Source organism: Actinoplanes utahensis (assembly GCF_016862455.1).
Lineage (GTDB): Bacteria > Actinomycetota > Actinomycetes > Mycobacteriales > Micromonosporaceae > Actinoplanes > Actinoplanes utahensis.
In genome coordinates this window covers 44938-71251 of sequence record NZ_BOMZ01000114.1, presented here as the reverse complement: position 1 = coordinate 71251, position 26314 = coordinate 44938, and the positions used below count along the sequence as shown (strand labels likewise).

The 26314-nt window shown below is 68.1% G+C and carries 28 protein-coding genes; 13 read left to right on the top strand and 15 right to left on the bottom strand.

The window, feature by feature from the left end; all coding sequences use genetic code 11:
- The first annotated feature begins 200 nt into the window (after positions 1–200).
- Positions 201–827, top strand: a complete 627-nt coding sequence (locus tag Aut01nite_RS40780) for a ClpP family protease (RefSeq protein ID WP_043528847.1) — start codon at positions 201–203, stop codon at positions 825–827.
- Positions 824–1438 carry a ClpP family protease gene (locus Aut01nite_RS40775; RefSeq protein ID WP_043528808.1) on the top strand — a complete coding sequence of 205 codons (615 nt, stop codon included), beginning with the start codon at positions 824–826 and terminating at the stop codon, positions 1436–1438. Before Aut01nite_RS40780 ends, Aut01nite_RS40775 begins: the two co-directional genes overlap by 4 nt.
- On the opposite strand, the gene Aut01nite_RS40770 is transcribed toward Aut01nite_RS40775, so the two are convergent.
- The 7 genes from Aut01nite_RS40770 to Aut01nite_RS40740 form a co-directional block, all read right to left on the bottom strand.
- Positions 1439–1792 (bottom strand): helix-turn-helix domain-containing protein, encoded by a 354-nt coding sequence (locus tag Aut01nite_RS40770; protein WP_043528845.1) that lies wholly within the window; start codon positions 1790–1792, stop codon positions 1439–1441.
- 94 nt (positions 1793–1886) lie between these two features.
- Positions 1887–2678, bottom strand: coding sequence for an SDR family oxidoreductase (locus Aut01nite_RS40765; RefSeq protein ID WP_052164182.1), 792 nt, complete (start codon positions 2676–2678; stop codon positions 1887–1889).
- The gene (locus Aut01nite_RS40760; protein ID WP_052164181.1) at positions 2675–3496 is read right to left on the bottom strand and encodes an IclR family transcriptional regulator; all 822 of its coding nucleotides are present in this window, start codon (positions 3494–3496) and stop codon (positions 2675–2677) included. Before Aut01nite_RS40760 ends, Aut01nite_RS40765 begins: the two co-directional genes overlap by 4 nt.
- Positions 3497–3523: 27 nt before the next feature.
- A complete protein-coding gene (kduI, locus tag Aut01nite_RS40755; RefSeq protein ID WP_043528840.1) occupies positions 3524–4363 on the bottom strand; it encodes a 5-dehydro-4-deoxy-D-glucuronate isomerase in 840 nt (279 codons plus the stop codon).
- Between the two features lie 61 nt (positions 4364–4424).
- A complete protein-coding gene (locus Aut01nite_RS40750; RefSeq protein WP_043528807.1) occupies positions 4425–5732 on the bottom strand; it encodes a TRAP transporter large permease in 1308 nt (435 codons plus the stop codon).
- A gap of 13 nt (positions 5733–5745) precedes the next feature.
- A complete protein-coding gene (locus Aut01nite_RS40745; RefSeq protein ID WP_043528805.1) occupies positions 5746–6252 on the bottom strand; it encodes a TRAP transporter small permease in 507 nt (168 codons plus the stop codon).
- A 31-nt stretch (positions 6253–6283) separates the two neighbouring features.
- Positions 6284–7321 (bottom strand): TRAP transporter substrate-binding protein, encoded by a 1038-nt coding sequence (locus Aut01nite_RS40740; RefSeq protein ID WP_043528803.1) that lies wholly within the window; start codon positions 7319–7321, stop codon positions 6284–6286.
- A gap of 245 nt (positions 7322–7566) precedes the next feature.
- Here Aut01nite_RS40740 and Aut01nite_RS40735 point away from each other — a divergent pair, with 245 nt between their 5' ends.
- The 3 genes from Aut01nite_RS40735 (at position 7567) to Aut01nite_RS40725 (ending at position 11013) form a co-directional block, all read left to right on the top strand.
- Positions 7567–8520 carry a DUF4862 family protein gene (locus Aut01nite_RS40735; protein ID WP_043528801.1) on the top strand — a complete coding sequence of 318 codons (954 nt, stop codon included), beginning with the start codon at positions 7567–7569 and terminating at the stop codon, positions 8518–8520.
- 25 nt (positions 8521–8545) lie between these two features.
- Positions 8546–9808 (top strand): Na+/H+ antiporter NhaA, encoded by a 1263-nt coding sequence (gene nhaA, locus Aut01nite_RS40730; RefSeq protein ID WP_052164180.1) that lies wholly within the window; start codon positions 8546–8548, stop codon positions 9806–9808.
- A gap of 86 nt (positions 9809–9894) precedes the next feature.
- Complete coding sequence (locus Aut01nite_RS40725) at positions 9895–11013, top strand: IS630 family transposase (protein WP_043528837.1); 1119 nt, start codon at positions 9895–9897, stop codon at positions 11011–11013.
- A 125-nt stretch (positions 11014–11138) separates the two neighbouring features.
- Here the strand turns inward: Aut01nite_RS40725 and Aut01nite_RS44090 are convergent, their stop codons facing one another.
- Positions 11139–12479 carry a ricin-type beta-trefoil lectin domain protein gene (locus Aut01nite_RS44090; RefSeq protein WP_161790697.1) on the bottom strand — a complete coding sequence of 447 codons (1341 nt, stop codon included), beginning with the start codon at positions 12477–12479 and terminating at the stop codon, positions 11139–11141.
- A gap of 337 nt (positions 12480–12816) precedes the next feature.
- Here Aut01nite_RS44090 and Aut01nite_RS40715 point away from each other — a divergent pair, with 337 nt between their 5' ends.
- A complete protein-coding gene (locus Aut01nite_RS40715; RefSeq protein WP_043528799.1) occupies positions 12817–13836 on the top strand; it encodes a hypothetical protein in 1020 nt (339 codons plus the stop codon).
- A gap of 74 nt (positions 13837–13910) precedes the next feature.
- On the opposite strand, the gene Aut01nite_RS40710 is transcribed toward Aut01nite_RS40715, so the two are convergent.
- Positions 13911–14870 (bottom strand): DUF1963 domain-containing protein, encoded by a 960-nt coding sequence (locus Aut01nite_RS40710; protein ID WP_052164179.1) that lies wholly within the window; start codon positions 14868–14870, stop codon positions 13911–13913.
- A 376-nt stretch (positions 14871–15246) separates the two neighbouring features.
- Between Aut01nite_RS40710 and Aut01nite_RS40705 the strand changes: the two genes are divergently transcribed.
- From Aut01nite_RS40705 to Aut01nite_RS40695, 3 genes are read left to right on the top strand one after another with little or no spacing between them, the layout of a single operon-like run.
- Positions 15247–16035: a CPBP family intramembrane glutamic endopeptidase gene (locus Aut01nite_RS40705; RefSeq protein ID WP_052164184.1), complete on the top strand. Its 789-nt coding sequence runs from the start codon at positions 15247–15249 to the stop codon at positions 16033–16035.
- Positions 16036–16037: 2 nt separating this feature from the next.
- On the top strand, positions 16038–17192 hold the full coding sequence (locus tag Aut01nite_RS40700; protein WP_201775576.1) for a sensor histidine kinase: 1155 nt from the start codon (positions 16038–16040) through the stop codon (positions 17190–17192).
- Entirely contained in the window at positions 17185–17859 is a 675-nt protein-coding gene (locus tag Aut01nite_RS40695; RefSeq protein WP_043528795.1) for a response regulator, read from the top strand. Before Aut01nite_RS40700 ends, Aut01nite_RS40695 begins: the two co-directional genes overlap by 8 nt.
- A gap of 89 nt (positions 17860–17948) precedes the next feature.
- Here Aut01nite_RS40695 and Aut01nite_RS40690 read toward each other — a convergent pair whose 3' ends face one another.
- Entirely contained in the window at positions 17949–19322 is a 1374-nt protein-coding gene (locus tag Aut01nite_RS40690; RefSeq protein WP_052164178.1) for an aminotransferase-like domain-containing protein, read from the bottom strand.
- Positions 19323–19425: 103 nt separating this feature from the next.
- Between Aut01nite_RS40690 and Aut01nite_RS40685 the strand changes: the two genes are divergently transcribed.
- A complete protein-coding gene (locus tag Aut01nite_RS40685; protein WP_052164177.1) occupies positions 19426–20682 on the top strand; it encodes an MFS transporter in 1257 nt (418 codons plus the stop codon).
- Between the two features lie 4 nt (positions 20683–20686).
- Positions 20687–20839 carry a hypothetical protein gene (locus Aut01nite_RS40680; protein ID WP_161790696.1) on the top strand — a complete coding sequence of 51 codons (153 nt, stop codon included), beginning with the start codon at positions 20687–20689 and terminating at the stop codon, positions 20837–20839.
- Between the two features lie 62 nt (positions 20840–20901).
- Here the strand turns inward: Aut01nite_RS40680 and Aut01nite_RS40675 are convergent, their stop codons facing one another.
- From Aut01nite_RS40675 to Aut01nite_RS40665, 3 genes are all read right to left on the bottom strand, one after another.
- The gene (locus Aut01nite_RS40675; RefSeq protein WP_043528793.1) at positions 20902–21342 is read right to left on the bottom strand and encodes a carboxymuconolactone decarboxylase family protein; all 441 of its coding nucleotides are present in this window, start codon (positions 21340–21342) and stop codon (positions 20902–20904) included.
- On the bottom strand, positions 21339–21803 hold the full coding sequence (locus Aut01nite_RS40670; protein ID WP_043528791.1) for a MerR family transcriptional regulator: 465 nt from the start codon (positions 21801–21803) through the stop codon (positions 21339–21341). The genes Aut01nite_RS40675 and Aut01nite_RS40670 overlap by 4 nt, the downstream gene beginning before the upstream one ends.
- Before the next feature lie 69 nt (positions 21804–21872).
- The gene (locus Aut01nite_RS40665) at positions 21873–22772 is read right to left on the bottom strand and encodes a LysR family transcriptional regulator (RefSeq protein ID WP_043528789.1); all 900 of its coding nucleotides are present in this window, start codon (positions 22770–22772) and stop codon (positions 21873–21875) included.
- A 117-nt stretch (positions 22773–22889) separates the two neighbouring features.
- On the opposite strand from Aut01nite_RS40665, the gene Aut01nite_RS40660 reads away from it, so the two are divergent.
- Positions 22890–23771 carry an NAD-dependent epimerase/dehydratase family protein gene (locus Aut01nite_RS40660; protein WP_043528787.1) on the top strand — a complete coding sequence of 294 codons (882 nt, stop codon included), beginning with the start codon at positions 22890–22892 and terminating at the stop codon, positions 23769–23771.
- 523 nt (positions 23772–24294) lie between these two features.
- Positions 24295–24663, top strand: a complete 369-nt coding sequence (locus tag Aut01nite_RS40655; protein ID WP_052164176.1) for a transposase family protein — start codon at positions 24295–24297, stop codon at positions 24661–24663.
- 20 nt (positions 24664–24683) lie between these two features.
- Here the strand turns inward: Aut01nite_RS40655 and Aut01nite_RS40650 are convergent, their stop codons facing one another.
- Both Aut01nite_RS40650 and Aut01nite_RS40645 read right to left on the bottom strand, forming a co-directional pair.
- The gene (locus tag Aut01nite_RS40650) at positions 24684–25520 is read right to left on the bottom strand and encodes an IS5 family transposase (protein ID WP_043528786.1); all 837 of its coding nucleotides are present in this window, start codon (positions 25518–25520) and stop codon (positions 24684–24686) included.
- A gap of 198 nt (positions 25521–25718) precedes the next feature.
- On the bottom strand, positions 25719–26306 hold the full coding sequence (locus Aut01nite_RS40645) for a hypothetical protein (RefSeq protein WP_152628918.1): 588 nt from the start codon (positions 26304–26306) through the stop codon (positions 25719–25721).
- Positions 26307–26314: the final 8 nt, after the last annotated feature.

Genomic DNA, 26314 nt, shown 5'->3' with positions numbered 1-26314 from the left:
CCCGGCCTGCCAAGAAAGTCTAGTCCGTACGACATAGATTTTTTGAGCCGAGAACCCCAGCTCGGTACGCGTCAAGCTCGCGCTACGCCCATGTGCTGTGCGTGGGCTGCTCATCTGCTGACCGCAGATCGGCTTGGCCGGTGGATGCCTTCGCCGTGAAGGTGGAGACGGCACGCAGGGCCGAGCCGGAGGAGAACGCCATGCATCCATTCACTGCCGCCGCGCCGGGCGGGACCGGGTCCGTCGACGACCAACTGTCCGTTCAGCTGCTGCACCAGCGCATCATCGTGCTCGGGGCCGAGGTCGACGACCCGATCGCCAACCGGATCTGCGGGCAGCTGCTGCTGTTGTCCGCGGAGGACCCGCTGAGCACGATCAACCTGTACATCAATTCGCCGGGCGGATCGGTCACCGCCGGGCTGGCGATCTACGACACCATGCGGCTGATCCCCAACGACGTCAGCACGCTGGCCCTCGGGCTCGCCGGGAGCATGGGGCAGTTCCTGCTGACCGCCGGCACGCCCGGCAAGCGGTACGCGCTGCCGCACGCCCAGATCCTGATGCACCAGGGCTCGGCCGGCTTCGGCGGCACCGCGGCGGACGTGGAGATCTACGCCAACCAGTTGGAGCGGCTCGGTCAGACGCTGCTGCGCCTGACCGCCGAGCACACGGGGCAACCGATCGACACCGTCGAACGCGACAGCCGGCGTGACCGCTGGTTCACCGCCGAGGAGGCGCTGGAGTACGGCCTCATCGACCGGGTCCTCGACAGCGTCGACGACGTACGCCCCGAAATGGCACGCCAGCCGATGGGGCTGAGCGCATGAGCCACTACACCATCCCGACCGTCGTGGAGAAGACACCGAGTGGGGAGCGGGCCTTCGACATCTACTCCCGGCTGCTGTCGGACCGGATCATCTTCCTCGGCACCGAGATCGACGACGGGGTCGCCAACGTGGTGATCGCCCAGCTGATCCACTTGGAGTCCACCGGGGAACAGGAGATCGGGCTGTACATCAACTCCCCGGGCGGCTCCTTCAGCGCGCTGACGGCGATCTACGACACCATGCACTTCGTACGATGCGACGTCGCCACCATCTGCGTCGGCCAGGCCTCCTCGGCATCCGCGGCACTGCTGGCGGCCGGCGCCCCGGGCAAACGGTCGGTGCTCCGGCACGCGAAGGTCACCCTGCACCAGCCGTCCGGCCAGGCCCGCGGCACGCTGCCGGACCTGGCCGTGGAAGCCAAGGAGGTGGCCAAGGTCCGGACCGAGATGGATCAGATCCTGGCCGAGCACACCGGCCATTCGCTCGCCAGGATCCGGGAGGACACCGACCGCCGGATGACCCTGTCGGCCCCCGACGCCGTCGCGTACGGCCTCGCCGATCAGGTCATCACCCGGCGCGAGCCCCGCGGTTACCGGCTCAACGCCGCCTGATCAGGCAGCAAGCAGAACCACATCGCCGGACCGGGAGCCACGTGGCGCGTGTGCCGCGCGGCGCAGCCGGGCCGTCTCCAGCCGCAGGACCGGGGCGCGACGCGCCGTGAGGTCGCGCCCCACCTCGGCCAGCAGGTCGGCCAGCCCGATGCCCAGCGAGTCGCAGACGGAGGCCACGATCTCCGAGCTCGCCTCCTTCCGGCCGCGCTCCACCTCGGACAGGTACTGCACCGAGACGGACGCCTCCCGGGCGACTTCGGCCAGGGTGCGCTCCTGCTCCAGCCGGCGGCGCCGCAGCACCTCGCCGAGCAGGGTGCGCAACAGAGGCCGAGATTGGTACGTCACGTCTGCCATGCACCGACGGTAGTGAGCCGTCGCCGTCGCCGACACCCGATCGAGCCCGGTTCTGCCAGCAGCAGAGGACCACCCGACCTCGCCACGCCTGGCGTCAGCGGGCGAGCCATCCGCCGTCGACGGGAAGGATGGCGCCATTGACGTAGTCAGCCGAGCCGGAGCAGAGGAACAGCACCGCGCCGGCGATGTCGGCAGGCTGGGCCCAGCGTGCGGCCGGGATCCGGCCGAGGATCTCGCTACTGCGCCGGGGGTCCTGCCGCAGGTCGTGGGTGTTGGCGGTGGCGACGTAGCCGGGGGCGACGGCGTTGACGTTGACGCCCCGGCCGGCCCACTCGTTGGCCAGCGCCTTCGTCAGGCCGGCGACAGCCGACTTGGACGACGTGTAACCGGGGACGTTCACCCCGCCCTGGAAGCTCAGCATGGACGCCATGTTCACGATCTTCCCGTGGCCGCGCTCGAGCATCGAGCGGCCGATCTCGCGGGACAGCACCCAGGTCGCACGGAGATTGACATCCATCACGTGGTCGAAGTCGTCGTCGGAATGCGTCGCGGCAGGGGTCCGGCGGATCGTGCCGCCGTTGTTGACCAGGATGTCGACTTCGCGGCCGGCCAGGTCGGCTGCCAGGGCCGTCACGTCCGGACGGACGGAGAAATCGGTTTGCACGGGGGTGAATTTGCGCCCCAGCCCTTCCACCAGGGAACGAGTCTCGCTGGCTCCGGACGGCATGTGGTAGCTGACGCCGATGATGTCAGCACCCGCGGCGGCCAGCGACTCCGTGATCGCCAGTCCGATCCCCCGGCCTGCGCCAGTCACCACTGCGACCTTTCCCTCCAGGCTGAAGCTGCGGGTGAGGTACGCGGCGGGACTGCCGGCTGGGCGCGTCATGGATAGGCTCCTTCGGGTAGCGCGGAAGAGGATGTGGGGGAGAATCCGAGGGCTTCTGAGATCTGCGCGGCGGTCTCGACGACCAGTGGGGCCATGGCCTCCAGTTGCTCGCGACTGTGTTCGATCGTCAGGGTCGAGATGCTGATCCCATAGTTGATCTTGTGGGTGGAATCCCGGATCGGTGCCGCCACACAGATGACCCCGGGCACGTTCTCCTCGCGGTCGAACGCGTAACCGACCTTCCGGATCTCGGCGAGCTCGGCCCGCAGCGCGTCCAGGGTCGTGATCGTGTTCGCGGTCAGGGCCGGCAGTTCCGCACGAGCCACGAATCGGTGGAGCTCGTGGTCGGTGTACCCGCTGAGCACGACCTTTCCGATGCCCGATGTGTGCATGGGGATCGCAAGTCCGACCCGCGACGGCATCCGGTACGGCTTGTCGGAATCGGCACGGATCAGATAGACGATCTCGTCGCCGTTCACCACGCCGACGTGGACCGTGCAGTGCGCCTCATCGACCAGGGCGTCGACGAAAGGCTGTGCGATCGCGGAGATGTCGATCCGCCGCAGCGCCTGCCCGGCCAGCGAGAGGATCTTCGGGCCGGGCAGGTAGCCACCGTCGGGCGCGACCGTCACGAACCGCCGTTCGATCAGGGTGGCCAGGATGCGGTGTGTGGTGGCCTTGGCGAGACCGGTCGCCTCGACCACCTCGGAGAACCGCGCATGAGTCATGACCGCTTCCAGGACGAGCAGAGTCTTCTCACTCGCGGTGGCACCGCTGGTAAGCAGCTGGTCGGTCACTCGGACCGTGTCGTTGGTCATGAACTCACCTAACTGGGGGGCGTGGAATCAGCGCATGTCGGCGATGGCAAAGCCGTCCATGTCGTCGAACGACTGATTTTCTCCTGCCATCGCCCAGACGAAGCTATAACTTGCGGTGCCGACGCCGGAATGTACTGACCAGCTGGGGGAGATCACCGCTTCCTCGTTGCCGACCACGAGATGCCGCGTCTCGGTGGGCTCGCCGAGCAGGTGGACCACCCGGGCATCGGCCGGCAGGTCGAAGTACAGGTACACCTCGGTCCGCCGGGCGTGGGTGTGCGCGGGCATCGTGTTCCACATGCTGCCGGTGTGCAGCGTGGTGACGCCCATCACCACCTGACAGCTCCGCACACCCTTCTCATGGATGTACTGATTCAGAGTCCTCCGGTTCGACTGCTCCGGGTCACCGAGCTCGCGGACGGTGCCCTCGCCGGGAGCCACGAAGGTCGTCGGGTAGGCCGTGTGCGCCGGCGCGGAGAACAGGTAGAACCGGGCCGGGCCCGTCTCGCCGGCGGCGTCGGTGGACTCGAACACCACGTCGACGGCGCCGCGCCCCACGTACAGGCATGCGCCGTGCCGGGTCTCGTATCTGGTGCCGTCGACGGTGATGGCTCCGGGACCGCCGACGTTGACGATCCCGGCTTCCCGGTGCTCGAAGAAGTACGGGCTGACGATCTCCGGGAACGTCGGGAGTTTCACCGGACCGGTCACCGGCTTCACCCCGGCCACGACGACCCGATCGTGATGCGTGTACAGGGCGTTGACGTCATCGTCCACGAACAGGCCGGGCACGAGGTAACGGTCACGCAGCTCGTTGGTGTCCATGCCCGGAATATGCTCGGGGCTGGTGGCGTAACGCTGTTCCATCATTCTCCTTCGGATTTGGTGGCGGGCGGCCGTGATCGAAGAGGGCTCAGGTCGGCCTCGGTCAGGTCATGAGGCCGAAGAGCTCCGGTAGCCAGAGGGACAGCCCGGGCGTGAAGATCACGACGATCAGGCAGATCACCAGCGCCACCAGGAACGGCAGCAGTTGCCGGACGACGCCCTCGATGGGCTGGCCGGACACCTTCGCGCCGACGAAGAGCACGGTTCCGACCGGCGGCGTGATGGTGCCGATACTGAGATTGAAGATCATCATGATGCCGAAGTGGACCGGGTCGACGCCGAAGCTGGTCACGATCGGCAGGAAGATCGGCGTGAAGATCAGGACGGCCGGGGTGGCGTCCATGAAGCAGCCGACGATCAGCAGGATGACCGCGATCAGCAGCAGGAGCACCACCGGGTTCTCACTGAACCCGAACATCGTGTCCGCGACCAGCTCGGGAATCTTCGAGAAGGACAGGACGAAGCCCATGATCGTCGAAACGGCGATCAGGAACATGACCACTGCCGTGATCTTGGTGGACTCCAGCAGGATGCCCGGGATGTCACTGAGCTTGATCGTCCGGTAGAACGCCGACTGGATCGCCGAGTAGAACACCGCGATGGCAGCGGACTCGGTCGCCGTGAAGAAGCCGGCCAGGATGCCGACGATCACCACGGCGATGAGCAGCAGCGACGGCAGGGCGATGAGGAGCACCCGGGCGCCCTCGCGGAGGCCGATGCGCTGGGTCTCCCGCAGTTCGGGGCGCCGGCGGACGTAGAGGTACACGACGGCCGAGCAGGCGACCGCCCACAGGAGGCCGGGCAGGTATCCGGCCACGAACAGGGCCGCGACCGACGATCCCGACACCAGCGAGTACACGATCATCAGGTTGCTGGGCGGGACCAGCATCCCGCCCGGGGCGGAGGCGACGTTGACCGCCGCGGAGAAGTTTCTGTCGTACCCCTCCTTGGCCTCCAGCGGACCCATCGTGGTGCCGATCGCGGCCGCCGCCGCGATCGAGGATCCGCTGACCGCCCCGAACAGGGTGTTGGCCGCCACGGTGGTCTGGGGCAACGACCCCGGCACCCGGCCGACCAACACCTTGCCGGCATTGATCAGCTGTAAGGCGATGCCGCCTTGACTCATGATCACACCGGCCAGCACGAAGAACGGGATGGCCAGCAGTGCGAACGAGTTGCTTCCGCGGAACATCTGCTGCGCCGCGGTGAGAGCTCCGTTGTCGAAGCCGACCACGACGAACATGGCCAGGGTCGAGGACAGCCCGACCCCGACGCTGATCGGAGCGCCGATCAGCAGGAGAACGGCGATACCGACGACCAGAACGAGACCGGCGAGTGCTGCAGCTTCCATGGTTTCCTCCTTCCTACGACAGCGCGGTCTCGGCTTCCGCGTCGATGGCGACCTCGTCGCCCTTGCTGATGGCGATCATGTGGTAGATCGAGTAGAACGCGGTGATCACGCCGCAGATGGGCAGGGCCAGATACATCCAGCCGACGTTCAACGGAAGTCCGGTCAGGGTCTGGTCCCAGGTCAGTTGCACCACCTGGTAACCGCCCCAGATCAGGGTCAGCGCCGCGAAGGTCAGCGTGGAGAGGTGAACGAGGACGGCGGTGACCCGCTGGGCCTTCTCCGGCATCCGCTGAACCGCCAGGTCGGCCGCGACGTGCCCGCGCTCGCCGAAGACCCAGGCCCCGCCCAGCAGGCCCAGCCAGATGAACAGGTACTTCGCCAACTCCTCCGACCAGCCGCTGGGCGAGTCCAGCACCTGCCGGGCGAACACCTGCCAGCCGACGTCGAGCACCAGAGCCGCGAACAACACGATGCAGCACCAGGCCAGCACCCGGTCCAGCACGTTCTTTACAGCCGTCATGCCGCGAGCTCCTCCGCTGTCACCCAGCCCCTCATTTGGCGGCCGCACGAACCTTGGCGTGGATGTCGCGGATCTTGTCGTTGGTGAGCTTCTGCTGCGTCAGCGGGGCGATCAAGCTGGCGAAGGCGGCCGCGTCGACCTCGTTGAACTTCGCGCCGGCCTTCTCGGCCAGCGCCTTGGACCGGGGGATCTCCTGCCCCCAGAGCGCCCCCTCCTCCTCGACCGCGGTGGCGATCTCCTCCAGGAAGATCTTCCGGACGTCCTCGGGCATCTCGTCCAGAACCTTCGGGTTGATCAGGAGGTAGTCGGGCAGCATCAGGTGCCGGGTGTAGCTGTAGAACTTGGCGACCTCGGCGTGCTTCACATTGGCGTACGTGAGCTCGTTGTTCTCGGCGCCGTCCAGCACGCCGGACTGGATGGCCGTGTAGACCTCGCCCATTCCCATCGGGGCCGGGCTGCCGCCCATCAGCTTCATCATCTCGATGTTCGTGTCCGACTCGATGACCCGGATCTTCAGGCCCTTCATGTCGGCAGGCGTGGTGATCGGCTTCTTCGAGGTGTACATGTTCCGTACGCCGCCGTGGAAGGACCCGAGCACGCGCAGACCCTGACTGTCCAGTGAGGAGTACAGCTCCGAGACGATCGCGGGGTCGTTCGTCGTCTTCCGCTGGTGTTCCTGCGAGTCGAAGGTGAACGGCAGGTTGAAGACGATGAAGTCCTTGTTGTAGCTCTCCATCAGCGGCGCGGCGACCATCGACATCTCGATGGTGCCGGCCTTGACCAGCTCGACGGTGTCCTTCTGGGTGCCCAGGGTCTCGTTCGGGAACACCTCGATGTCGTACTTGCCGTTGGTCCGCTTCTTCAGCCGCTCACCCATGGCGTCCAGGGCGATGAACTGCGGGTGATTCGGCTGCTGGTTGAACGCCAGTTTGAAGGTCTTCTCGGCTTTCGGACCGCCGTCCTTCGTGCTGTTCTTGCTGCTCGTCCCGTCGCCGGCGGCGCACCCCACCAGGGCGAACGCGGCGACCATGGCCGCGGCGGTGAAGGTAACGACCTTGTTCCTTCTCATGCTGACTCCTTCTCGATACACCAGCGCATGCCGCACTACGGCGGCCGGCAGGTCGAGGGCTGTCCCGGGAGCGGGGGCCCTGAGGGTCGCGGACGGGTCCTTGCGGGACCCTCGATCTCGGTGGGAGACTTATATGGAACCGCGTTCCGTAGAACGGAACCATAGCCAGGGGTAACCGGAGCGTCAATCCCCATTTGTGACCGCCGACACCGTCTGCCCCCGCACCCCACTCCACGGAGGAACCGATGACCGACCCCGCCGGCTTGTTCCTGTCCGCGTACATCTCCGCGCCGACGGATCCCGTCGCTGAAGACGCCTTCTACGACGCGGCCGCCCGGCTCGACATCGACGGTCTGGAGTTCGCTCTGTTCCCGTCCGGCGCCCGGACGCTCGAGCCGGCCTGGATCCGGGAGCACGTCAACCCGGCACACGACCTGATCGTCTCCCTCGTGCCGTCGATGATGGCCGCGCTCGGCAGCACCCCCAACTACGGCCTGGCCTCGACCGACGACGTGCAGCGCAAGCGGGCGCTGGGTGACGTCGGGCGGGCATGCGACCTGGCCGTCAGTCTCGCCGCCGAATACGGGAGCCGACGTGTGGTCGCGATCGAGGTGCACACCTCGCCCGGTCCCCGCGGTGGCTCACTCGAGGCGTTCGAACGATCTCTCGCCGAGATCCTGACCTGGGACCGGGCCGGCGCCGAGCTGCTGGTCGAGCACTGCGACGCCTACGTCCCCGGCCAGACACCCGCCAAGGGCTTCTTCCCGCTGGCCGACGAGATCGCCGTCGTCAAATCCTTCGGCCTGCCCACCGACGTTCTCGGGATGAGCCTGAACTGGGGCCGCTGCGCCATCGAGGGACACGGGTCACGGCTGCCGGTGGAGCACATCCGGGCCGTCACCGACGCCGGGCTGCTGCGGGCCTACATCTATTCCGGTGCCACCGGCGAGGAGACCATGTGGGGGCCCGCCTGGACCGACATGCACATCCCCAGCCGCGGTGACGCTCCCGCCCTGGCCGCCTCCGAGGCCTCCCTGCTGGGGCCGGACGAGATCGCCGAAACCATCCGCGCGATCGGTGACACCCCGCGGATCGGATTGAAGTTCGGCATCCGCCCTCTCGATGCCGACGTGACGACCCGGCTCGCGGTTGTCGAGGCGACGCTCGCGCAAATCCTCGCCGCCCGCGCTGCCGGCTGACCCGGCCCCGCCCGGCGACCGCCCGATGATCAGAGCCTTCAGCAGCCTGTCCCCTGGCGGCAGGCGCAACTTCACCGACACCCTTCGGGCCGAGAACGCCGGCGCCATCCTGCTCACCATCGGGACCGTACTGGCCCTGATCTGGGCCAACTCACCCTGGCGGGACCTCTACACCGACCTGGGCAGCACCGTGGTCGGCCCGGCGAGCCTGCATCTGAACCTCTCCGTCGCGGACTGGGCCACCGACGGACTGCTGACGATCTTCTTCTTCGTCGTCGGCCTGGAGCTCAAGCGCGAGTTCGTCACGGGCCAGCTCCGCAATCCCGCGACCGCGGCGGTCCCGATCATCGCCGCGGTCGGCGGCATGATCACGCCGGCCGCCGTCTACGCCCTGGTCAACCTGGCCCACGGCGGCCCTTCGATGGGTGGTTGGGCCATTCCGGTCGCCACCGACATCGCTTTCGCGGTGGCTGTCCTCACCCTGTTCGGGCGCAGGCTGCCCATCGCACTGCGGGCCTTCCTGCTCACTCTCGCCGTCGTGGACGACCTGCTCGGCATCGTCGTCATCGCCGTGCTGTACGCGGAGGGCCTGGCCTTCGGGTGGCTGGGCGCGGCCGTCCTGACGATCGGTCTCCTCGCCGTCCTGACCCGCCGGAACGTCACCGCCTGGATCCTGGTCCCCCTCGCCGTGGTGGCCTGGGCCTGCATGCACCGGTCCGGGGTTCATGCCACCATCGCCGGCGTCCTGATCGGATTCACCGTTCCCGCGCTGGCCCGGGACGGGCACCACCGCAGCGTCGCCGAACGTTGGGAGCACCGCTGGCGTCCCGTGTCGGCAGGGCTGGCCGTCCCGGTCTTCGCCCTGTTCGCCGCTGGAGTCAGCCTGAGCCCGGACGCCCTGGCGACCACCCTGACCGAGCCCGCCGCTCAGGGCGTCATCCTCGGGCTCGTGATCGGCAAACCCCTCGGCATCATGCTGGCGACGTTCGCCCTGGTCACCCTCACCCGAGCGGCCCTCGACCGGACAGTCGCCTGGCTCGATCTGTTCGCCGTCACCGTGGTCGCCGGAATCGGATTCACCGTCGCACTGCTGATCGGGGAGCTCTCCTTCGCCTCCGGCGCCCCACAATCCGAGCCCGTCAAAGCCGGCATCCTGATCGGATCCCTCACCTCCGCCGTGCTCGGCGGCCTGCTGCTCACCTGGCGGAGCCGGGCATACCGTGACCGGAGCGATGATGTCGTAGAGGAAGATCCGACTCCCGGTTCCGTTACAGAGGCGCACGACTAGTGCCCTGACCAAGAACGTTCACGGTGTTGGATGACACGCCGCCCGGGCTGACGGCCGGGCGGCGTGGTGGCGTTCAGGCTGTGCTGGTGGCAGATCCAGTACGCGTGCGGCGGCTCAGTGACCAGGAAGGTCAAACGCTGCTGCGCATCACTCGCCGGGGCACAGGTTCACCGATCCGATTACGCCGGGCCATGGTCGTGCTCGCGTCCGCCGGTGGGAATACGGTGCCGGCGATCGCCCGGCTCGTGCAGGCCGACGAGGACACGATCCGGCAGGTCATCCACCGGTTCAACGAGTCGGGGATGGCCAGCCTGGACCCTCGGTGGGCGGGTGGCCGTCCCCGCCAGATCAGTCCTGACGACGAAAAGTTCATCGTCACGACGGCCAAGACCCGCCCCGAAGCCCTGGGGCGACCGTTCACCCGGTGGAGCATCCGCAAGCTCGCCGACTACCTGAGCCTGCAGCCCGCCCGGCCCATCCAGGTCGGGCGGGAACGACTGCGGCAGATCCTGCACCGCAACGGCATCACCTTCCAGCGGACCAAGACCTGGAAGGAATCCACCGACCCCGACCGCGATGCGAAACTCGCCCGCATCGAGTACGTGAGCAGCCATATGCCGCAGCGGGTGTTCGCCTTCGACGAGTTCGGGCCCCTCGCGGTCCGCCCGCACGGCGGTGCCGGATGGGCGCCCACCGGGCATCCCGACCGGCTCCCGGCGAACTATCACAAGCTGCACGGAGTACGACAGTTCCACGGCTGCTACAGCGTCGGCGACGACCAGCTCTGGGGCGTCGTCCGGCGCCGCAAGGGCGCCGCGAACACGCTCGCCGCGCTGAAGTCCATCCGCCGGGCCCGCCCGGACGGGGCCCCGATCTACATCATCCTGGACAATCTGTCCGCGCATAAAGGCAAACGGATCCGTGCCTGGGCGGCCCGCAACAAGGTCGAACTCTGCTTCACACCGACGTATGCCTCCTGGGCCAACCCGATCGAGGCGCAGTTCGGGCCGCTGCGCACGTTCGTGATCGCCGGCTCGAACCACCCGAACCACACCGTCCTGGCCCGGAAACTGCACGCCTACCTGCGCTGGCGCAACGCCCACGCCCGTCACCCCGACGTCCTGGCCGCGCAACGCCGCGAACGAGCCCGCGTCCGCAGCGAACGACTACGACGCTGGGGTCAACCCGCCACACGAGCGGCCTGACCCCAACACCCCGAACGTTCTTGGTCAGGGCACTAGACGGCGAGGTGGGTATGACCCACCCCGCCGTCCTTCCTACTGCCGTCCGCAACTGGAACCGCGCCTGGCTCTCGGTTCGGCAAAGGGCGTCAGATGCGGCGCCACTTCTGATTGGCACCACCCACGCAGGTCCACAGGTGCAGGGGTGCGGCGTTGTTCGGGTTCCAGGCCGCGATGTCCACGCACTTGTCGGACATCGGGTTCACCAGGTCGCCGGCCGCGTTGAGGACGAACTGCTGGGCCGCGTTGCCGTTGCAGGTGGCCAGTTGGATGGGTGTGCCGTCGGCGGTGCCGGCCCCGGCGACATCCATGCAGGTGTTGTTCTGCGCGCGCAGCGTGCCACCGGTGAACTCGAACCGCTGGTTGACCGTGTCGGCGCAGTCCCAGACCTGCAGTCGCTGGCCCGGGTTGAAGTTGCCGTTGGACACGTCGATGCACTTGTTGTTCCAATTGCTGGCGATTCGAGTGCCGGTGGGCTGCGGGTTGTCCGTCGGGCCGGGCGTGCAGTTGTTGTCGCCGGTGACGTTGTCGGTGTGCGTGGTGCCGCTCGCCCGGAAAGCGTTCGCCTGCGCGGTCGCCTGCGCCGGTGTGAGCACCTGCTTCTTGGCGTGGAACACGTAGTCGATGTGCTCATGCCAGACACTGGTGCCGCCGGAGTGGCCGGTCAGGTCGATGAACCACTGATTGAAGTCGATCGACATGTTCTGCCGCGGGTAGTACTTGCCGCCGTGCGTGCCGACGAGCCGGCCGTCGATGTAGTACTTGACCTCGCCGTTCGCCACCGTGGCCATGACGTCGCGCCACCCGGAGATGCTGGCGTTCTGCTTGCTGTACTGGCGGTCCTGCACCCACGGGTCGGGCTGGTAGGTGTACCAGGTGGTCTGGAAGTTCGTCGGGCCGCTCTCGCCCCACCCGCCGTTGGGCAGATACTCGGAGAAGTCGAGCTCGCTGTAGATCGGGTCGAACGCGTACCGCAGTGGGCTGATCGTGTAGAAGGTCTGGTTCACGATGTCGCCGTCCGGGCCGGAGGCGGGGATGTCGGAGAACTTGATCCGGGCCAGATAGGTGCCCTCGAAGAACCGCCGTTCGGACAGCGAGAACTCGGCGTGGCTGGTGCCGCTGGCGGTGCCGTCGGTGGAGGCCTGCAGACGGGCCACCTTCTGACCGTCCACGGTGGGGAACGAGACGTTGCCGGCGGACCAGCCGGCTCCTGGCACACCAGGACCACCCTGATTGGTACGCACATGCCAGCCGCGCTGACCGAGTGCCGGGTCGGAGCTGGAGCCGTAGTTGAAGTCGTCGAAGACGACGCCGCAGGCCACTGCGGCACTCGCCGGGTGGGCGGTGGTGAATCCGGCGGTTGTCACTGCTGCGGTCACGGCCACAGCCGCGGCCGTCACCAGGATGCGGCGAAGGGGAGATCTGGTCACGAGACAGCTCCTTGACGGGGGGATGAGCTGAGCCGTACGGGCGCCGCAGCGATCACGCGCCACTACGCCGTCGACCTCCGTCAATGAGACTGCAAAAACTTTTACGATGTCAACGAATGAACGGCGAGAAGAATTTTCACAGCGAGCGGGGGTACGTCTATCGATGATCTTGGCGCTTCAGCTCGCTTCCGTAGTCGGGCCCCGCCGCGCGTGGCCGACCGCGCAGCCCTCCTGAAGGCAGTGCCGGCCGGCGCGACTCGACCCATCGATGGCAGTTTGTGCCCGAAGGGCATGCTGGTGGTCGGACCGCACCCGCCACCCAGGAGAGGGATGACCGATGGCATTCGGCTGGCGTAGGAAGAAGGATGACGACGTCAACCTCGGACTCGGGCTCGCACCGGACATCGGCCGCAGCCGGGACGGCCGTTATCCGCGAACGTTTCCGCCAAAACCGGGCACCGTCTGGTTCGAGGTCGAGGGCCGCTGCTCGGACGGTTCCTTCTCACCGGACGGCCGCGAGCTGGCTGTCGCCTCCGGCGGCGAGCGGGTCAACGGCACCCCAGACGTGCACCTGGGCGTCTACTCCACCGAGGACGGTTCGCTGCGTTACGAGTACGACCTGCAGGCCTACCACGTGTCGGTGGTGCATTCCGGCGATGGCGTGTTCGTCGCCGACTGGCAGCATCGCGGCGAGATGCTGGAGCCCGGCGCGCTGGTGCACTACACCGCCTCCCGGCGCACGGTGTTGACGCCGGAGGCGGGGATCAACCCGATGGTCGGTACGGCCACCGGGGTGGCGGCCTTGACGTACGAGGGTGATCTTCTGCTCGGCGGCATCGCCGGTGTCGACGTGGCCGGACGGCCCGGACCGGTCGCCTGTCTCGCCGCCGACCGGGAGAGCGGCCGCCTCGCCGCCGGCGGCGACAGCCTGGTCCTGCTCGACGAGCAGGGCCGGCCCCTGGCCACCGCCCCGGTCGACCGGGAGCTGCACCAGGTGGCCTTCCTCGACCCGGACCGGCTGGTCAGCTTCGACGGCGAGAAGGTTCACCTGTGGCGCCACCGGGCCGGCGACCTGACCGCGGTCGCCGGTGTCAAGGCGCTGGGCGGAGCGCAGCGGCTGGTCGCCCTTCCCCGTCTCGGCGTGGTTCTGGGCGGCAGCCGGCACCTGAGCGAGATCACGATGGCCCGCATCGATAGGGACACGGTCGCACCGGAGCCGCCCCCGACCGGCCTGACCGGCGGCGACCTGTGGCACTCCGCGGACGAGGAGTTGCTGGCGGTGCCGAGCCGGTACAACCACTTCCTGCCCCCGGCCCCGGAGCAGGTGGAGATCTTCCGGACCGCCGCACTGTTCTGAGCGGCTGGCGCCGGCCAACAACGGGATGTAACCCCGGCTTCCTGCCCGCCGGACCGGTAGCCGAGGTCGCCGGTCTATTCGAGGAACGCGGTGAATGACACGGCCTGGTCGAATCGGCGGGCGGCCAGATCCTCGACGCGAATCAGGAATCTGCCCCGGTAGACGTCGTCACCGGGATCGAACTGGACGAGCGGCAACCAGTCATGCCACACCCGGTGTAGTTCCTCCTCCAGCAGATAGTCCCTCTGCTCGGGCGTGATGACGAGATCACCGGCCTGCTCGCGTGCCTCGAGGTTCTCCTCCGCCATGATCAGGTCGGGAGTGGTGTAGAGGTGCTCGGTGTACATCTCGCCGATGCCCTTGGTGTAGCCGCCGAACTGGAATGCGGCGTAGGTACCGTCCGGCCAGAGGCGGCGTACCAGGGCGGACAGCTCCCCGCGATGCGGCAGGTCACGCACCAACTGCTTCTGGAAGTCGGACAGATCTTCTTCCTTCTCCAGCCAGCTGGGCAGGTGCGCATGGACGACGGCGAACAGGTCGTGCTCAGGGGCGATGAACTCACGCGTCGCGTCGAACATCGGTTCCGTGTGGTCCGGCTCGGCCGCCACCACGGTATCGATGCCGGCCGGCACGTGGACGATCTGTGCGTGTCCTTGCTCCTCCACACGGTCGTACGTGCCGTAGGCGTCCTCGTGGTGCAGGAAGACGAGCAGCGACCCGTCAGGCGGCAGCGCGAGACCGTCGACCTCCGGAAGAGCCGCGCAGTCGAAGGCGGCAACGAACGGCAATGGCCCGCCGGGGCCGGCCGGCCACTCCATGTCCACCGGCAGCGACGGCAGGCCACCGGCGCGGCCGACCAAAACGTCAGCGGTGTGCCCGGCCGGCAGGCCGTGCGGATGCCCGACGAGGGTGCCGTCGCTGAGGCGCTGGTTCGTCCAGATCGAGAACCGGACGAGCCTGGCGAATCTTTCGATCTCGTCCTCGGGGATGCCCCGTCCGATCGCCGCGCGGCGCAGTTGTCCATATTGGTTCATGGCCGGATACGGTGCCAGATCGTCGTACGTGCAATGCCGCGGGTTGGTAGGCCCGGCGCTTCGGGACCGGTCGAGGATGCTGCTGGAGCAGGCCGATCGCGTCGGCCTGATCAGCGGGTGGGCCGTCGGGTTCATCTGATTCCTCCAGGCCATCCCCCAAGCGAGCTACCCCCAGGTGTCCACTGCGAGGTGACTACCCCACCCAGTCGGGTCCGTAGCGTCGTGACCAGGTCGCAGCACCTGTGATGCGAACCGCCGTCGATGGGGAGAAACCATGTTCAGCAGTCGAGCCCGCGCTCCCGAAGCGGATCCGTCCGCCAAGCCCAGGCCACTGCGGGTCCGCTTCCCCGTCCTGTTCCTCACCTTCGCGGTGGTGATGGTTCTGGTGGGCCGAGCCTCCAGTGCAGCCGCCGGTCACCCCGTTTCGGGGCTGCTCGTCGGTGTGGCCGGCGCCGTCGCGGCGCTCGGCCTGTACGCCTTCCTCGTTCGGTGGCTGGAACGCCGCCCGGCCACCGAGGTCGCGACGGCGGGGGCGGCACGCCGGCTCGGGCAGGGAATCCTGGTCGGGGTGGGCATCTTCGCCCTGGCCATCGCGATCATCACCTTGTTCGGCGGCTACCGCCTGACGGGTTGGGGTTCGGTGGGCGGGGCGCTGAGCACGCTCGGTGTGATGTCGGGCGTGGCGGTCGTCGAAGAACTGCTGTTCCGGGGCGTGGTGTTCCGCCTCGCGGAGGAAGTCACCGGCACCTGGGGTGCGCTGGTCGTGTCGGGGCTGCTCTTCGGCGGGCTGCACCTGCTGAATCCGGATGCCACGCTTTGGGGTGCGCTGGCCATCGCCGTCGAGGCGGGCGGGATGCTGGCCGCCGCCTACGCCGCGACCCGTTCGCTGTGGCTGCCGATCGGTCTGCACCTGGGCTGGAACCTGGCTGAGGGCGGGATCTTCGGAGCCACCGTCTCCGGGGCCGAGCACGGCGGCGGCAGCGTCCTCCTCGGCACCTTCGACGGCCCGGCCCTCCTCACCGGCGGCGACTTCGGACCGGAGGCGAGCCTGCCGGCGATCCTCGTCTGCCTCACGCTGACCGCCCTGCTCATCCGCTCGGCCCTCCGGTCAGGGGGCGTCCGCCCGCGTCGCCGTACCGCCCGGATCGCGTCCACTACCCTCTGAGCGTGATCGCCACCCGCCTGCGCGCCTGGTCTCGGACCCCTGTGGTCCGTGACCTCGCGCTAGCGGTCCTGCTCGTGGTGCTCTCCGCCGCTCCGGGGACCTCCGGCGTCTGGGTCGCGCTGGGGGAACTCCCGCTGCGCCCGCTCGACGCACTGGGGGTCGTCCTCGTGCTCGCGCAGAGCCTGCCGCTCGTGCTGCGCCGGTCACGACCTGCGATCTGCCTCGCGGTCGTGGGGCTCGCCTTCGCGGTCCACCAAGCCCTCGGTTACTCGCCCGCCGCCGCCGGTCTGGGCCTCTACGTCGCCCTGGGCAGCGCCGGATCCCACCTCGCACAGCGCCGGCGCATGACCGCCGCCACCGCCGTCGCCGGCTACGCCGTCCTCGCGGTGGTGCTGCACGCGGCCGGCTCGCCCGCGAGCATCGTGGAGCTTCTTACGTTTCTGCCCGTGCTGGCCGCGTTCTGGATGGCCGGGGCTTGGGTGCGGGCGCGCCGGAACATGCTCGCGGCACTGCGATCGGCCGAGGCCGTCGCGGCCGTCGCCGAGGAACGGGCCAGGATCGCCCGCGAGTTGCACGACGTCGTGACCCACCACGTCACAGCCATGGTGGTGCAGGCGGAAGCCATGCAGTACCTCGTCGAACGGGAACCGGAGAAGGTCGTCATCGGCCTGGGTGTCCTCGGGGAGACGGGGCGGTCAGCGATGACCGACCTGCGCGACCTGCTGGGAGCCCTGCACGGTGCCGGAGAATCCGGCCGCGACCCGGCGGTGGGCAGCGTCGCGGACCTCGTCGACCGGGGCCGTACGGCAGGACTCGCCATCGAGCTGCACGAGTCGGGCCCGGCGGGAACCGGTCCGGCAGGTGTGGAGCTCGCGGTCTACCGGGTGGTGCAGGAATCGCTGACCAATGCCGTCAAGCACGCCCCCGGCGCAGGTACCGTCGTCCACGTGAACCGGGGACCCGAAGAGATCACTGTCGCGGTGACGACGACCGCGGCCGGCAGGCCCCGGCGAGGATGGACGCGGTCAGGGCGCGGTCTGGCCGGATTGAAGGAACGGGTGGGGTTCGTCGGTGGCCGCCTCGTCGCGGGTCCCGAACCCGACGGGGGTTTCGCGGTGCGGGCCTGGGTCCCGGTGGGCGGGGACCGCCGTGGGTGATGCGCTGCGCGTGCTGGTCTGCGACGACCAGCAACTCGTACGGGCGGGTTTCGTCACGATCCTGGACGCCCAGCCGGGCCTGGAAGTCATCGGCGAGGCCGGCGACGGGCGGACCGCGGTGGAGCTGGCGCTGGAGCTGCGACCGGACGTCGTCGTGATGGACATCCGGATGCCCGTACTGGACGGGATCGAGGCGACCCGGCTCCTCGCCGGACCCGATGTCGTGGACCCGTTGACGGTGCTGGTGGTGACGACGTTCGACCTCGACCAGCACGTCTACGACGCGTTGCGCGCCGGCGCCGCGGGTTTCCTGCTGAAGGACGCCCGCCCAGCGGAGCTCGTCGCGGCGGTGCACACCGTCGCAGCGGGGGAATCTCTGCTGGCACCCGCCGTGACCCGCCGCCTCGTAGGACGGTTCGCCGAACGCATCCGCGACGTCTCTCCTCGCGGCGCGGCTGCGCGGGAACTTGCCATGCTGACCCCGCGGGAACTGGAAGTCCTCCGGCTGATCGCCGTCGGGTCGTCGAACGCGGAGATCGCCGACGAACTCGTCATCAGCCACGAGACGGTCAAGACCTATGTGTCCAGGATCCTCACAAAGCTCGCGTTGCGTGACCGTGTCCAGGCCGTCGTCTTCGCCTACCGCACGGGCCTGGTCACTCCCTGACCCGAGGCACCCGTAGTTGAAGTGAATATCTCTTGGGCCGAGAAGCGTCCCGGGAACCTTCATTGCTCCGCCGACTCTCTCCGGCCTGGCTACTGACCCATGGCTTGCATGAGCACGCCGACCGCCCGGGTCAGATCTTCGGAGGTTCCGGTGAAGGGGATGCGCAGGTAGCGGGTGAGCGTGCGGTCAGCGGAGAACGCCGGTCCCGCAGACAAGTTCAACCCCAGGTCGGCGGTACGGGCGGCGAGCGCTGTCGCGTCGGCGTCGTGCAGTCGCAGCCACAGGCAGAGACCGCCCGGTGGGACGGTGAAACTCCAGTCGGCGGCGCCGTCGAGGAGGGTGGCGAGGTGGTCGCGCTGGGCCCGGAGCCGGTCACGGCGGTCGTGGAGCATCTCATGGGGGTCGCTGAGCAGCTCGCAGGCGATGAGTTGTTCCAGCGGCGGCGGGGACAACCGTGCCTGCAGCGGGTTGAGCTGGAGTTCACGGACGCGTGACGCGTCGGCGCGAAGCCAGCCGACGCGTAGCCCGCCCCACACGAGTTTGCTGGTGGAGCCGATGGTGACGACTCCGGGGCCAGCCAGGTGTGTGATCGGCGCGGTGGGGACGCGTAGGTCCAGGTCGCGCAGGGTCTCGTCGACGATGACCGTCATGTCGTGGCGGCCGGCCAGGCCGGCGACCGTGGTGCGTAGTTCGGGCGGCATGAGAGCGCCGGTCGGGTTGTGGAAGTCGGGTACCAAATAGGCCAGTTTCGGCCGTGCTGCCTGCACCGTGTGGGACAGGTGGGCGGCGTCCCAGCCGTCGGTGGTGACGGGTACCGCGGCGAGCCGGGCGCGGTGTCGCTGCAGGATGCCGAGCGCGCCGTGGTAGGTGGGACTCTCCACCAGGATCGGTCGGGTGCGGTCGGCCAGGTGGTCGACCAGCAGGGTGAGGGCGGCCCGGGCGCCGGAGGTGACCAGGATCTGCTCGGGGCGGGTGGGCAGCCCTTCGCGGGTGTACCGGTCGGCCAGCAGCTCACGCAGTCGCGGCAGGCCGGCGTCCGGTTCGGCGGCGTCCATCAGCAGGGTCGCCGAGCGCTGTACTGCCCGCCGGCTGGCCTCCAGGTAGGCGGTGTGCGGAGCGGCGGGCACCGCGCGAGTGAGATCGAGGACCGCACCGTGGCTCGTCGACCACGGCGCGGTGCGGCGGGTGACGTCCGGCGGAAGCTGGATGGCGCTGCCACTGCCGTGCCGCGTGTGTAACCACCCGGAGTCGCGCAGCGTGGCCAGCGCGGTCACGACGGTGCCGCGACTCACCCGCAGGGTCACGGCCAAGGAGCGCTCCGAGGGCAGCCGGGTGCCGACCGTGATCCGGCCGTCGAGGACGGCGGTACGGATGGCGGCGGCGAGCGCATCGGTGAGCGGGCCCGGGAACTGTCGCCACGCGCCTAGGCCGGAGGCGAACCCCGCACCGGAGGCTTCATGCATTGGTCCAGTTTGCCAGAAGTGGATCAAGACTGAGGGTGCCGCGCCACGTAGCGTCGCCGTCGCCAACGAGCCGAGACCCAAGAAAGTCGAGCGTGTCCTTCTCATGAGCAAGTGGTGGCGTCAGACCGTGGGCGGGTTGCCGGTCACGTTCTGGTACCTGTGGACGGCTTCGCTGATCAACCGGACCGGGGCGGTGGGGCAGCTCTACCTCGGCGTCTACCTGTTGTCCGTACGGCATTTCGACGCCGCGTACGCCGGGTTGGTCATCGGTCTGGGCGGAGCCGGCACCGCACTGGGCGCGCTACCAGGCGGCATCCTCGCCGACCGGTGGGGACGGCGCCCGACGATGCTCGCCGCGGGCCTACCCGCCGCGATCACGATGCTGGGCCTCGGGCACGCCACCGGCCGGGCGTCGATCCTGATGCTGTCCACGTTGCTCGGTGTGTTCCTCGGAGCTGTCCGGCCGGCGTTCACCGCATCGATCATCGATGTCGTCGCCGTCGCGGATCGGGGCCGGGCCCTGAACCTGAACTACTGGGCTTTCAACCTCGGATCCGGTGCGGCGGCGCTGCTCGCGGGCCTTCTCGTCCGGGTGGAACCGGCGCTGCTGTTCGCCCTGAACGCCGGTGTGCTGCTGTTCTCGACCCTGCTGCTGGCATGGAAGGTGCCCGAGACCCGGCCCGCCGCGGCCACGACGACGACCACGCCGGCCGGCCTCGGCACCGTCGCCCGGGACCGGGTCTTCCTGACCTTCGTCGGGCTCGCCATGCTCGGGTGGACCATGATCGAGACCAACAAGATCCTGCCGGTCGCGCTCACCGCCGACGGCCTGGACGTGACGTCCTACGGGCAGGTCATCGTGGTCAACATGGCATTGATCGTGATAGGTCAGCTCTTCCTGCTCCGGCTGACCGAGCACCGCCGTCGCGAGCATGTGCTGGCCGTTTCCGCCATGACTGCCGGACTGGGATTCGGGCTGGTCCCGCTCGCCGACACCCTGTGGGCGTACGCGTTGACCGTCGCCGTCTGGACCATCGGCGAGATGCTGATGACGGTGGCGAACTCCGCCCTGACCGTGGATCTCGCCCCGCCCGAGGCCCGCGGCCGGTACCAGGGCGTCTTCAGCTTCGGCCTGACCGCCGCGATGTTCGTCGGCCCTTCCCTCGGCGGCCTCCTCGCCGACCGGTTCGGACCGGACACCCTGTGGGTCGCGGTGCTCGGCCTCGGTCTGCTCCTGACGGCAGCGCACCTGGCGGCCGGACCACCACAGAACCGCCGCCTGGCACGGCTGCGGCTCGCATCCGAACACGCGGCACCGCATCGCTCATCCTGCCGGGACGAGCCCGGCACCGCCGCCTGAGGCTGTGGCGGCAACCGAGACCGTGACGTCGTTCATCCACATCACCAACGCCGTCCGCGAGGTGTTCCATGCGCTGACCTGGGCGGCCGGCACGGGGAACATCGTCGACGACGAACTGGGCCACTCCAGCCGGCGCAGGGGCTTCGCGACGTCATGACGGCTTCACCGAGAAAGGCCATCCCCCTGCACGTCAACAAGGTTGATCACCACATCCGTACATCAACGACTCGATGCAGCCGCCGAGGAAGGCCGTACGCCGCGGCTTTCGAAGATCTCTTTCGCCGCGAAGGTGGCGTTCAGGGCGCGCGGGAAACCGGCGTAGACGGCCGCGTGCAGCATCGCTTCGACAATCTCGTCGGGGGTGAGGCCGACATTGAGTGCGGCGCCGACGTGGACCTTGAGCTGCGGTTCGCATCCGCCGAGGGCGGTCAGGACGCCGATGGTGACCAGTTGACGGGAGCGGGCATCAAGTCCGGGCCGGTCGTAGATGTCGCCGAACGCGAACGCCGCGACGTGGTGGCCCAGGGCGGGTGATACGTCGGTGAGCGAGTCGATCACCGACGTTCCGGCGTGGCCGTCGATCTTGGCCAGGACGTCCAGGCCATGGTCGCGCCGGTTGAGGTTGGCGGTGCTGGTGACGTCGTGCTGTGCGGTGCTCATGGCTGGGTCGATCCTCCGTACGTCGCGATCTTGTATTCGGTGGCGGCCAGTGCCAGTTGGATCTGGGCGAGCTGGGCACGCAGCGTGTCCCGGTGTTCCACGAGCAGGTCGAGACGGTCGGGAATGGTGGCGTCACCGCGGTCGACGAGGTCGATGTACTGGCGCAGGTCGCTGATCGGCATCCCGGACGTACGCATCCTGGTCAGAAACACCAGACGCCGGATCGCCGGAGCGTCGTAGACGCGGTGCCCGGCCGGATTGCGGGACACGGTGACCAGGCCGGCCCGCTCGTAGTACCGCAGCGTGTGCGGGCTCACCCCGACATGCTGGGCTGCCGTCGCGATGTCCCACTGCCGGGACCGGTCGTCGAGGACCAGGTCCTGCAGAGCCTCGACCGAGACCCCGCCCGGCGGGTCGACGGCGAGCCGCAGCGCCTCCGCCAACTGCTCGTTCACGTTCATGGCGCCGACGGTAGAGCTTTGAGCGCGCTCCAACACAAGCGAAAGCGGGACGCAGGTACCGGCGGGGTTCTAGTAGCGGTCCCGGCGCACGATGTGCGCGTCGACCAGGTCGAGGAACGCTCGCACGGCCGGGCTCGGCGCGGGGCCTCCGAGGCTGGCCGTGGCCAGGGTCCACGATGCGGCGGGTGGGTCGAGGCCGACGGGTACGACCTGGTGGCCGTCCTCGGCGGCCAGTGGCGGTACCAGGGCCAGGCCGATGCCGGACGCGACGTATCCGGGGATGGTGGTGATGTCGCTGACCTCGACGGCGATGGTGCGGGTGATGCCCGCCTTGCGGAAGTCGTGGTCGGTGCGGATGCGGTTGCAGAAGCCGGGTGGAAGGTCGATGAACGGCTCGTCGGCCAGCGCCGCCGGATTCACCGCGCTCCGCGCGGCCAGCGGATGGCCGACCGGGACGAGCAGGCGCGGCTGGAATTCGGCGATCGGATTCAGGTGCAAGTCGGGCACGCCGGCGGCCTGGACGGCGACGAACGCGACGTCGAGGTCGCGGGCACGCAGGGCAGCCAGCAGCCCGTCGGTGCCCGCGGTGGCCATGCTCAAACTCAGCCGTACGCCGGGGTGACGGGCACGGAAATCGTTGACCAACCCCGGCAGGTCGATGACGGTAAGACTCGAAAGCGTGCCGACGCGCAGGCTGCCGGTCAGCCCTTTGCGGAGACCGTCGACCGCAGCACGGGCCTGGTCGAGGGCGTCGAGTGCCCGGCGCGCCTCGGGCAGCAGCGCCTTGCCGGCAGCGGTGAGCGTGACCCTGCTGGTACTCCGCTCGAACAGGGGTGTGCCGAGGTTCCGTTCGAGGGCCCGGATGCTCGCCGAGACCGTCGACTGCACGGCATGGGTGCGCTGGGCAGCACGAGTGAAGTTGAGTTCCTCGGCCACCGCCACGAAGTACTGCAGTTGACGCTGCTCCACAGGCTGATCTTAATCGCCGAGGGCGATAAGCCATATCGAGATTGTTCGTTGGACTCGATCGCTCGGGCGCGGCAGTCTGAATCCAGATATTCGATCTTGAGCGAGGAGCCCACAACGATGAACGTCTTCTTGACTGGCGCCACCGGCCACATCGGCTCGGCGGTCCTGCCCGCCCTGATCGCCGCGCGCCATTCCGTCACGGCACTGGTGCGTTCGGAGAAGATGGCTGCTGCCGTACGCGCCGCCGGCGCCGAGGTTGTCGTCGGCGACATTCGCGACCTCGACCTCGTACGCCGCCTGGCCGCCGGCTCCGAGGCCGTGATCGCCACCGCCTCACCAGGTGACGCGTCCAGCAACGTGGTCGAGACCGCGTTCGCCGAGGCCGTCCTCGACAGCGTGCGGACGAACGCCACCTTTCTGCGCACCAGCGGCGTCTGGGTACACGGCTCCGCCTCTGACATCACCGAACAGACACCACACAACGCGCCGCCGCTGGTCGCCTGGTACGACAACCTCGACTCGCTGGTCCTGGCCGCACCCGGCATCCGCTCGATCGTCATCGAGCCGGGCACCGTCTACGGCAACGGCCGCGGCATCCCCATCCAGGTGTTCGCGGGCGATCGGGTCGGCGAGCCGGCCGCGCTGCGACTGGTCGGCCCCGGCACCCAGCACTGGACCACCGTGCACGTCGACGACCTGGCGGAGTTGTACGTGGCGGCACTCGAACAGGCGGACAGCGGCTCGGTATACCTCGGCGTGAGCGGCGACAACCCGACGGTGCGCGAGCTGGGCGAGGCGGCGTCGCGCCGGCTGGGCCTCGAAGGCCGCGTGGTGGCCGAGGACCCTGCCGCGCTGGTCGCGCGGCTCGGCGGGTTCGGGGAGGCTTTGCTGCTCGACCAGCAGGCCAGCGGGGAGAAAGCACGCCGTGAGCTGGGCTGGAAACCGTCCCGCCGGTCGCTGCTCGAAGAGTTCGCCACCGGCGCCTACGACCCGTCCTGAACGCCCGGAGTCTGGCCGAGTTCTCACACTCGCTCAACGTCGGGCGGGGCGCGCCGATTGCGGCGGTGAAGACGGGCACCCATTCCAGGCCCGCCACCGGTTCGTCGGTCCACGATGGAAAGGCCACCCCGGTATTTCCCGAGATGTCCTGTGACCTGCGGGGCGCCCGAAGGGACTCGAACCCCTAACCTTCTGATCCGTAGTCAGATGCCTAGTAGTTGCCAGTACACTCCGTGACCGCTGCCTCGCAAGACCGCATCGAAGGCGTTGTGCCAGGTCAGAGTGGGTACGGGTTTTCGCAGGCACCGGCCGAGTGCACGATTTCCAGGCCCATCGAGCCGGCGTCGCTCAATCAATCGTGCTGATTTAGTCGCCCCCGTGCTGAAACGGTCGCCGACATCCGATCACCACCGGATCACCACGCGATCAAATCACTCTGCGTCGACGTCGGCCGCTACCCCGCTGCTCCAGCCTGAACTGGACCCGGGCAACCAGGCGTTTAACGTTCTTTCCGGCGGCGCCGGTGAACGCGGTCATCCGGCCGACCGCGTCGTACTCGTACGTCTTGTCCGCGGTCGCGACCTGTGCGCCGCTACCGGAGCTCTTGCGCAGCCGGGCCTTGGCCGACTCCGGCTACGAAAGCACTGGTCAGGGTATCAAGACACCGGTCAAGCAACCGACCGACGGTAAGCCCCTCGCCATCGACAACCGTGCCTACAACCGGCTCCTGCGCGGTCTGCGCTGGCAGGGCGAACGCGGCTTCGCGATCCTCGTCGGACGCTGGAGAGTCTTGCGCCGCACCACGATCAGCCCACGCCGGATCGGCGACGTCGTCGCCGCAGCGCTGCACCTGACCCATTTCGAATACAAATACCTAGCCGGATCTTGCTGAGTGAGTGTTTGAGAGGGTTGTTAGCCGGGCGTGGTGAACACCCGGCGGGCTTGGCGGGTGGCGGGTCTGCCACGGTCGATGCGGCGGATCATGGTGTTGATCGCGGCCCAGCGGATCAGCGCCTCGGAGACTGCCGGGTCGCGTTCGTAGTCGCGGGCCAGCCGGCGGTGCGCCGTTAGCCAAGCCAGGCTACGTTCGACCACCCACCGCTTCGGATGCACGACGAAGCCCCGCTGGTCGGCGGGCTTGCGGACGATCTCGACGGTGGTGGCCAGTGTTGCGGCGGCCCAGTCCACCAGCCGGCCGGCGAAGCCCTGATCGGCGAACACGTGCCGGATCGGCGAGAACAGATAGGTGCTGAGCAGGGTCGTCTTGGCGCCGTCGCGGTCCTGGCAGGCCGCCGACATCACGCAGACCACGACCAGCAGGCCGAGGGTGTCGGTGACGATGAACCGCTTCCGGCCGTTGATCTTCTTACCGGCGTCGTAGCCGCGGCTGTCGCTGCCGACGGTGTCCGCGGCCTTGACCGACTGCGAGTCCAGGACACCCGCTGACGGCTCAGCGTCGCGGCCCTCGGCCAGGCGGACCTGTTCGCGTAGTTCTTCCAGGATGCGTTCGGTGACCTGGCGTTTCTCCCACTGCTGGAACTGCCAGTACACGGTCGGCCAGGGCGGGAAGTCGACCGGTAGCTGCCGCCACGAGCAGCCACTGCGGACCACGTACAAGATCGCATCCACGATCGCCCGGCGCGGATGCTTCGGGATCCGCCCGGGCGGCTTGACCAGCGGGAGCATCGGCTCCACGATCTCCCACTGCTCATCGGTCAGATCAGACGGATACCGACGTTCACGCTCCACCAGACCAGCTTCGAACCAGGCAGCCCGCGTCCAGGGACACGCCGTGCGACAGCACTCTCAAACACTACTGAGATCAGTTCATTGATGTCCTACCGAGTCGGCTCGCGAACGGTAATCATGCTCGCCCCATCCGATGTGGCGAGGAACACGCCGCTATCATGCCGGTTGATGAGTCAAGCTGACAAGCCACCTGGCGAATCACTTACCGCGAACATCTCCGCTGTCAACGCCGCCGAGCGTCTCACCGCCCTTAAGTAACTCATTAAGAAGAGCTGTACTCAACTTTTCTCCACGCTCGAGGTCGCGACAGATAAGAATGAGGTATCTGTAGGCTTTCTGGAATCGGCCATCGGAAATGACATCATCCATCCCGTCATCGTCCGGGAAAACGACGTCCTCAAAAAGATCCAGCGACACCTTCTCGACAATTGGAAATAAGGCATGCTCAATCCAAGCACCTACCTGCTTTTCCGGTTCGATTGCGACAGCAAGAGGGCCACTCAAGCATATGACGAAAGAATTCAGCAGCTGAGATGCTTCGGGCTCTGTCGATGCAGAAGCCTGTTCCCAGACAGCGTGAACCTCAGCGCCTACCTCACCGTTCACCATAAACGCTATCGCGAGATCGCTCGCCTTCCTGGACCAGTCGGCCCATCCGGCATACTCGGCAGCGCTTAGTCCCGCCCTGAGACCTGCTCCAGCTAGCCAGAACACTGCCGCTCTCCGCTGGGGCGGGAGGCGATCCACGCGCTCCGTTACCGCAGAGATGAGATCGTCATAGCTCATGTCGTTCC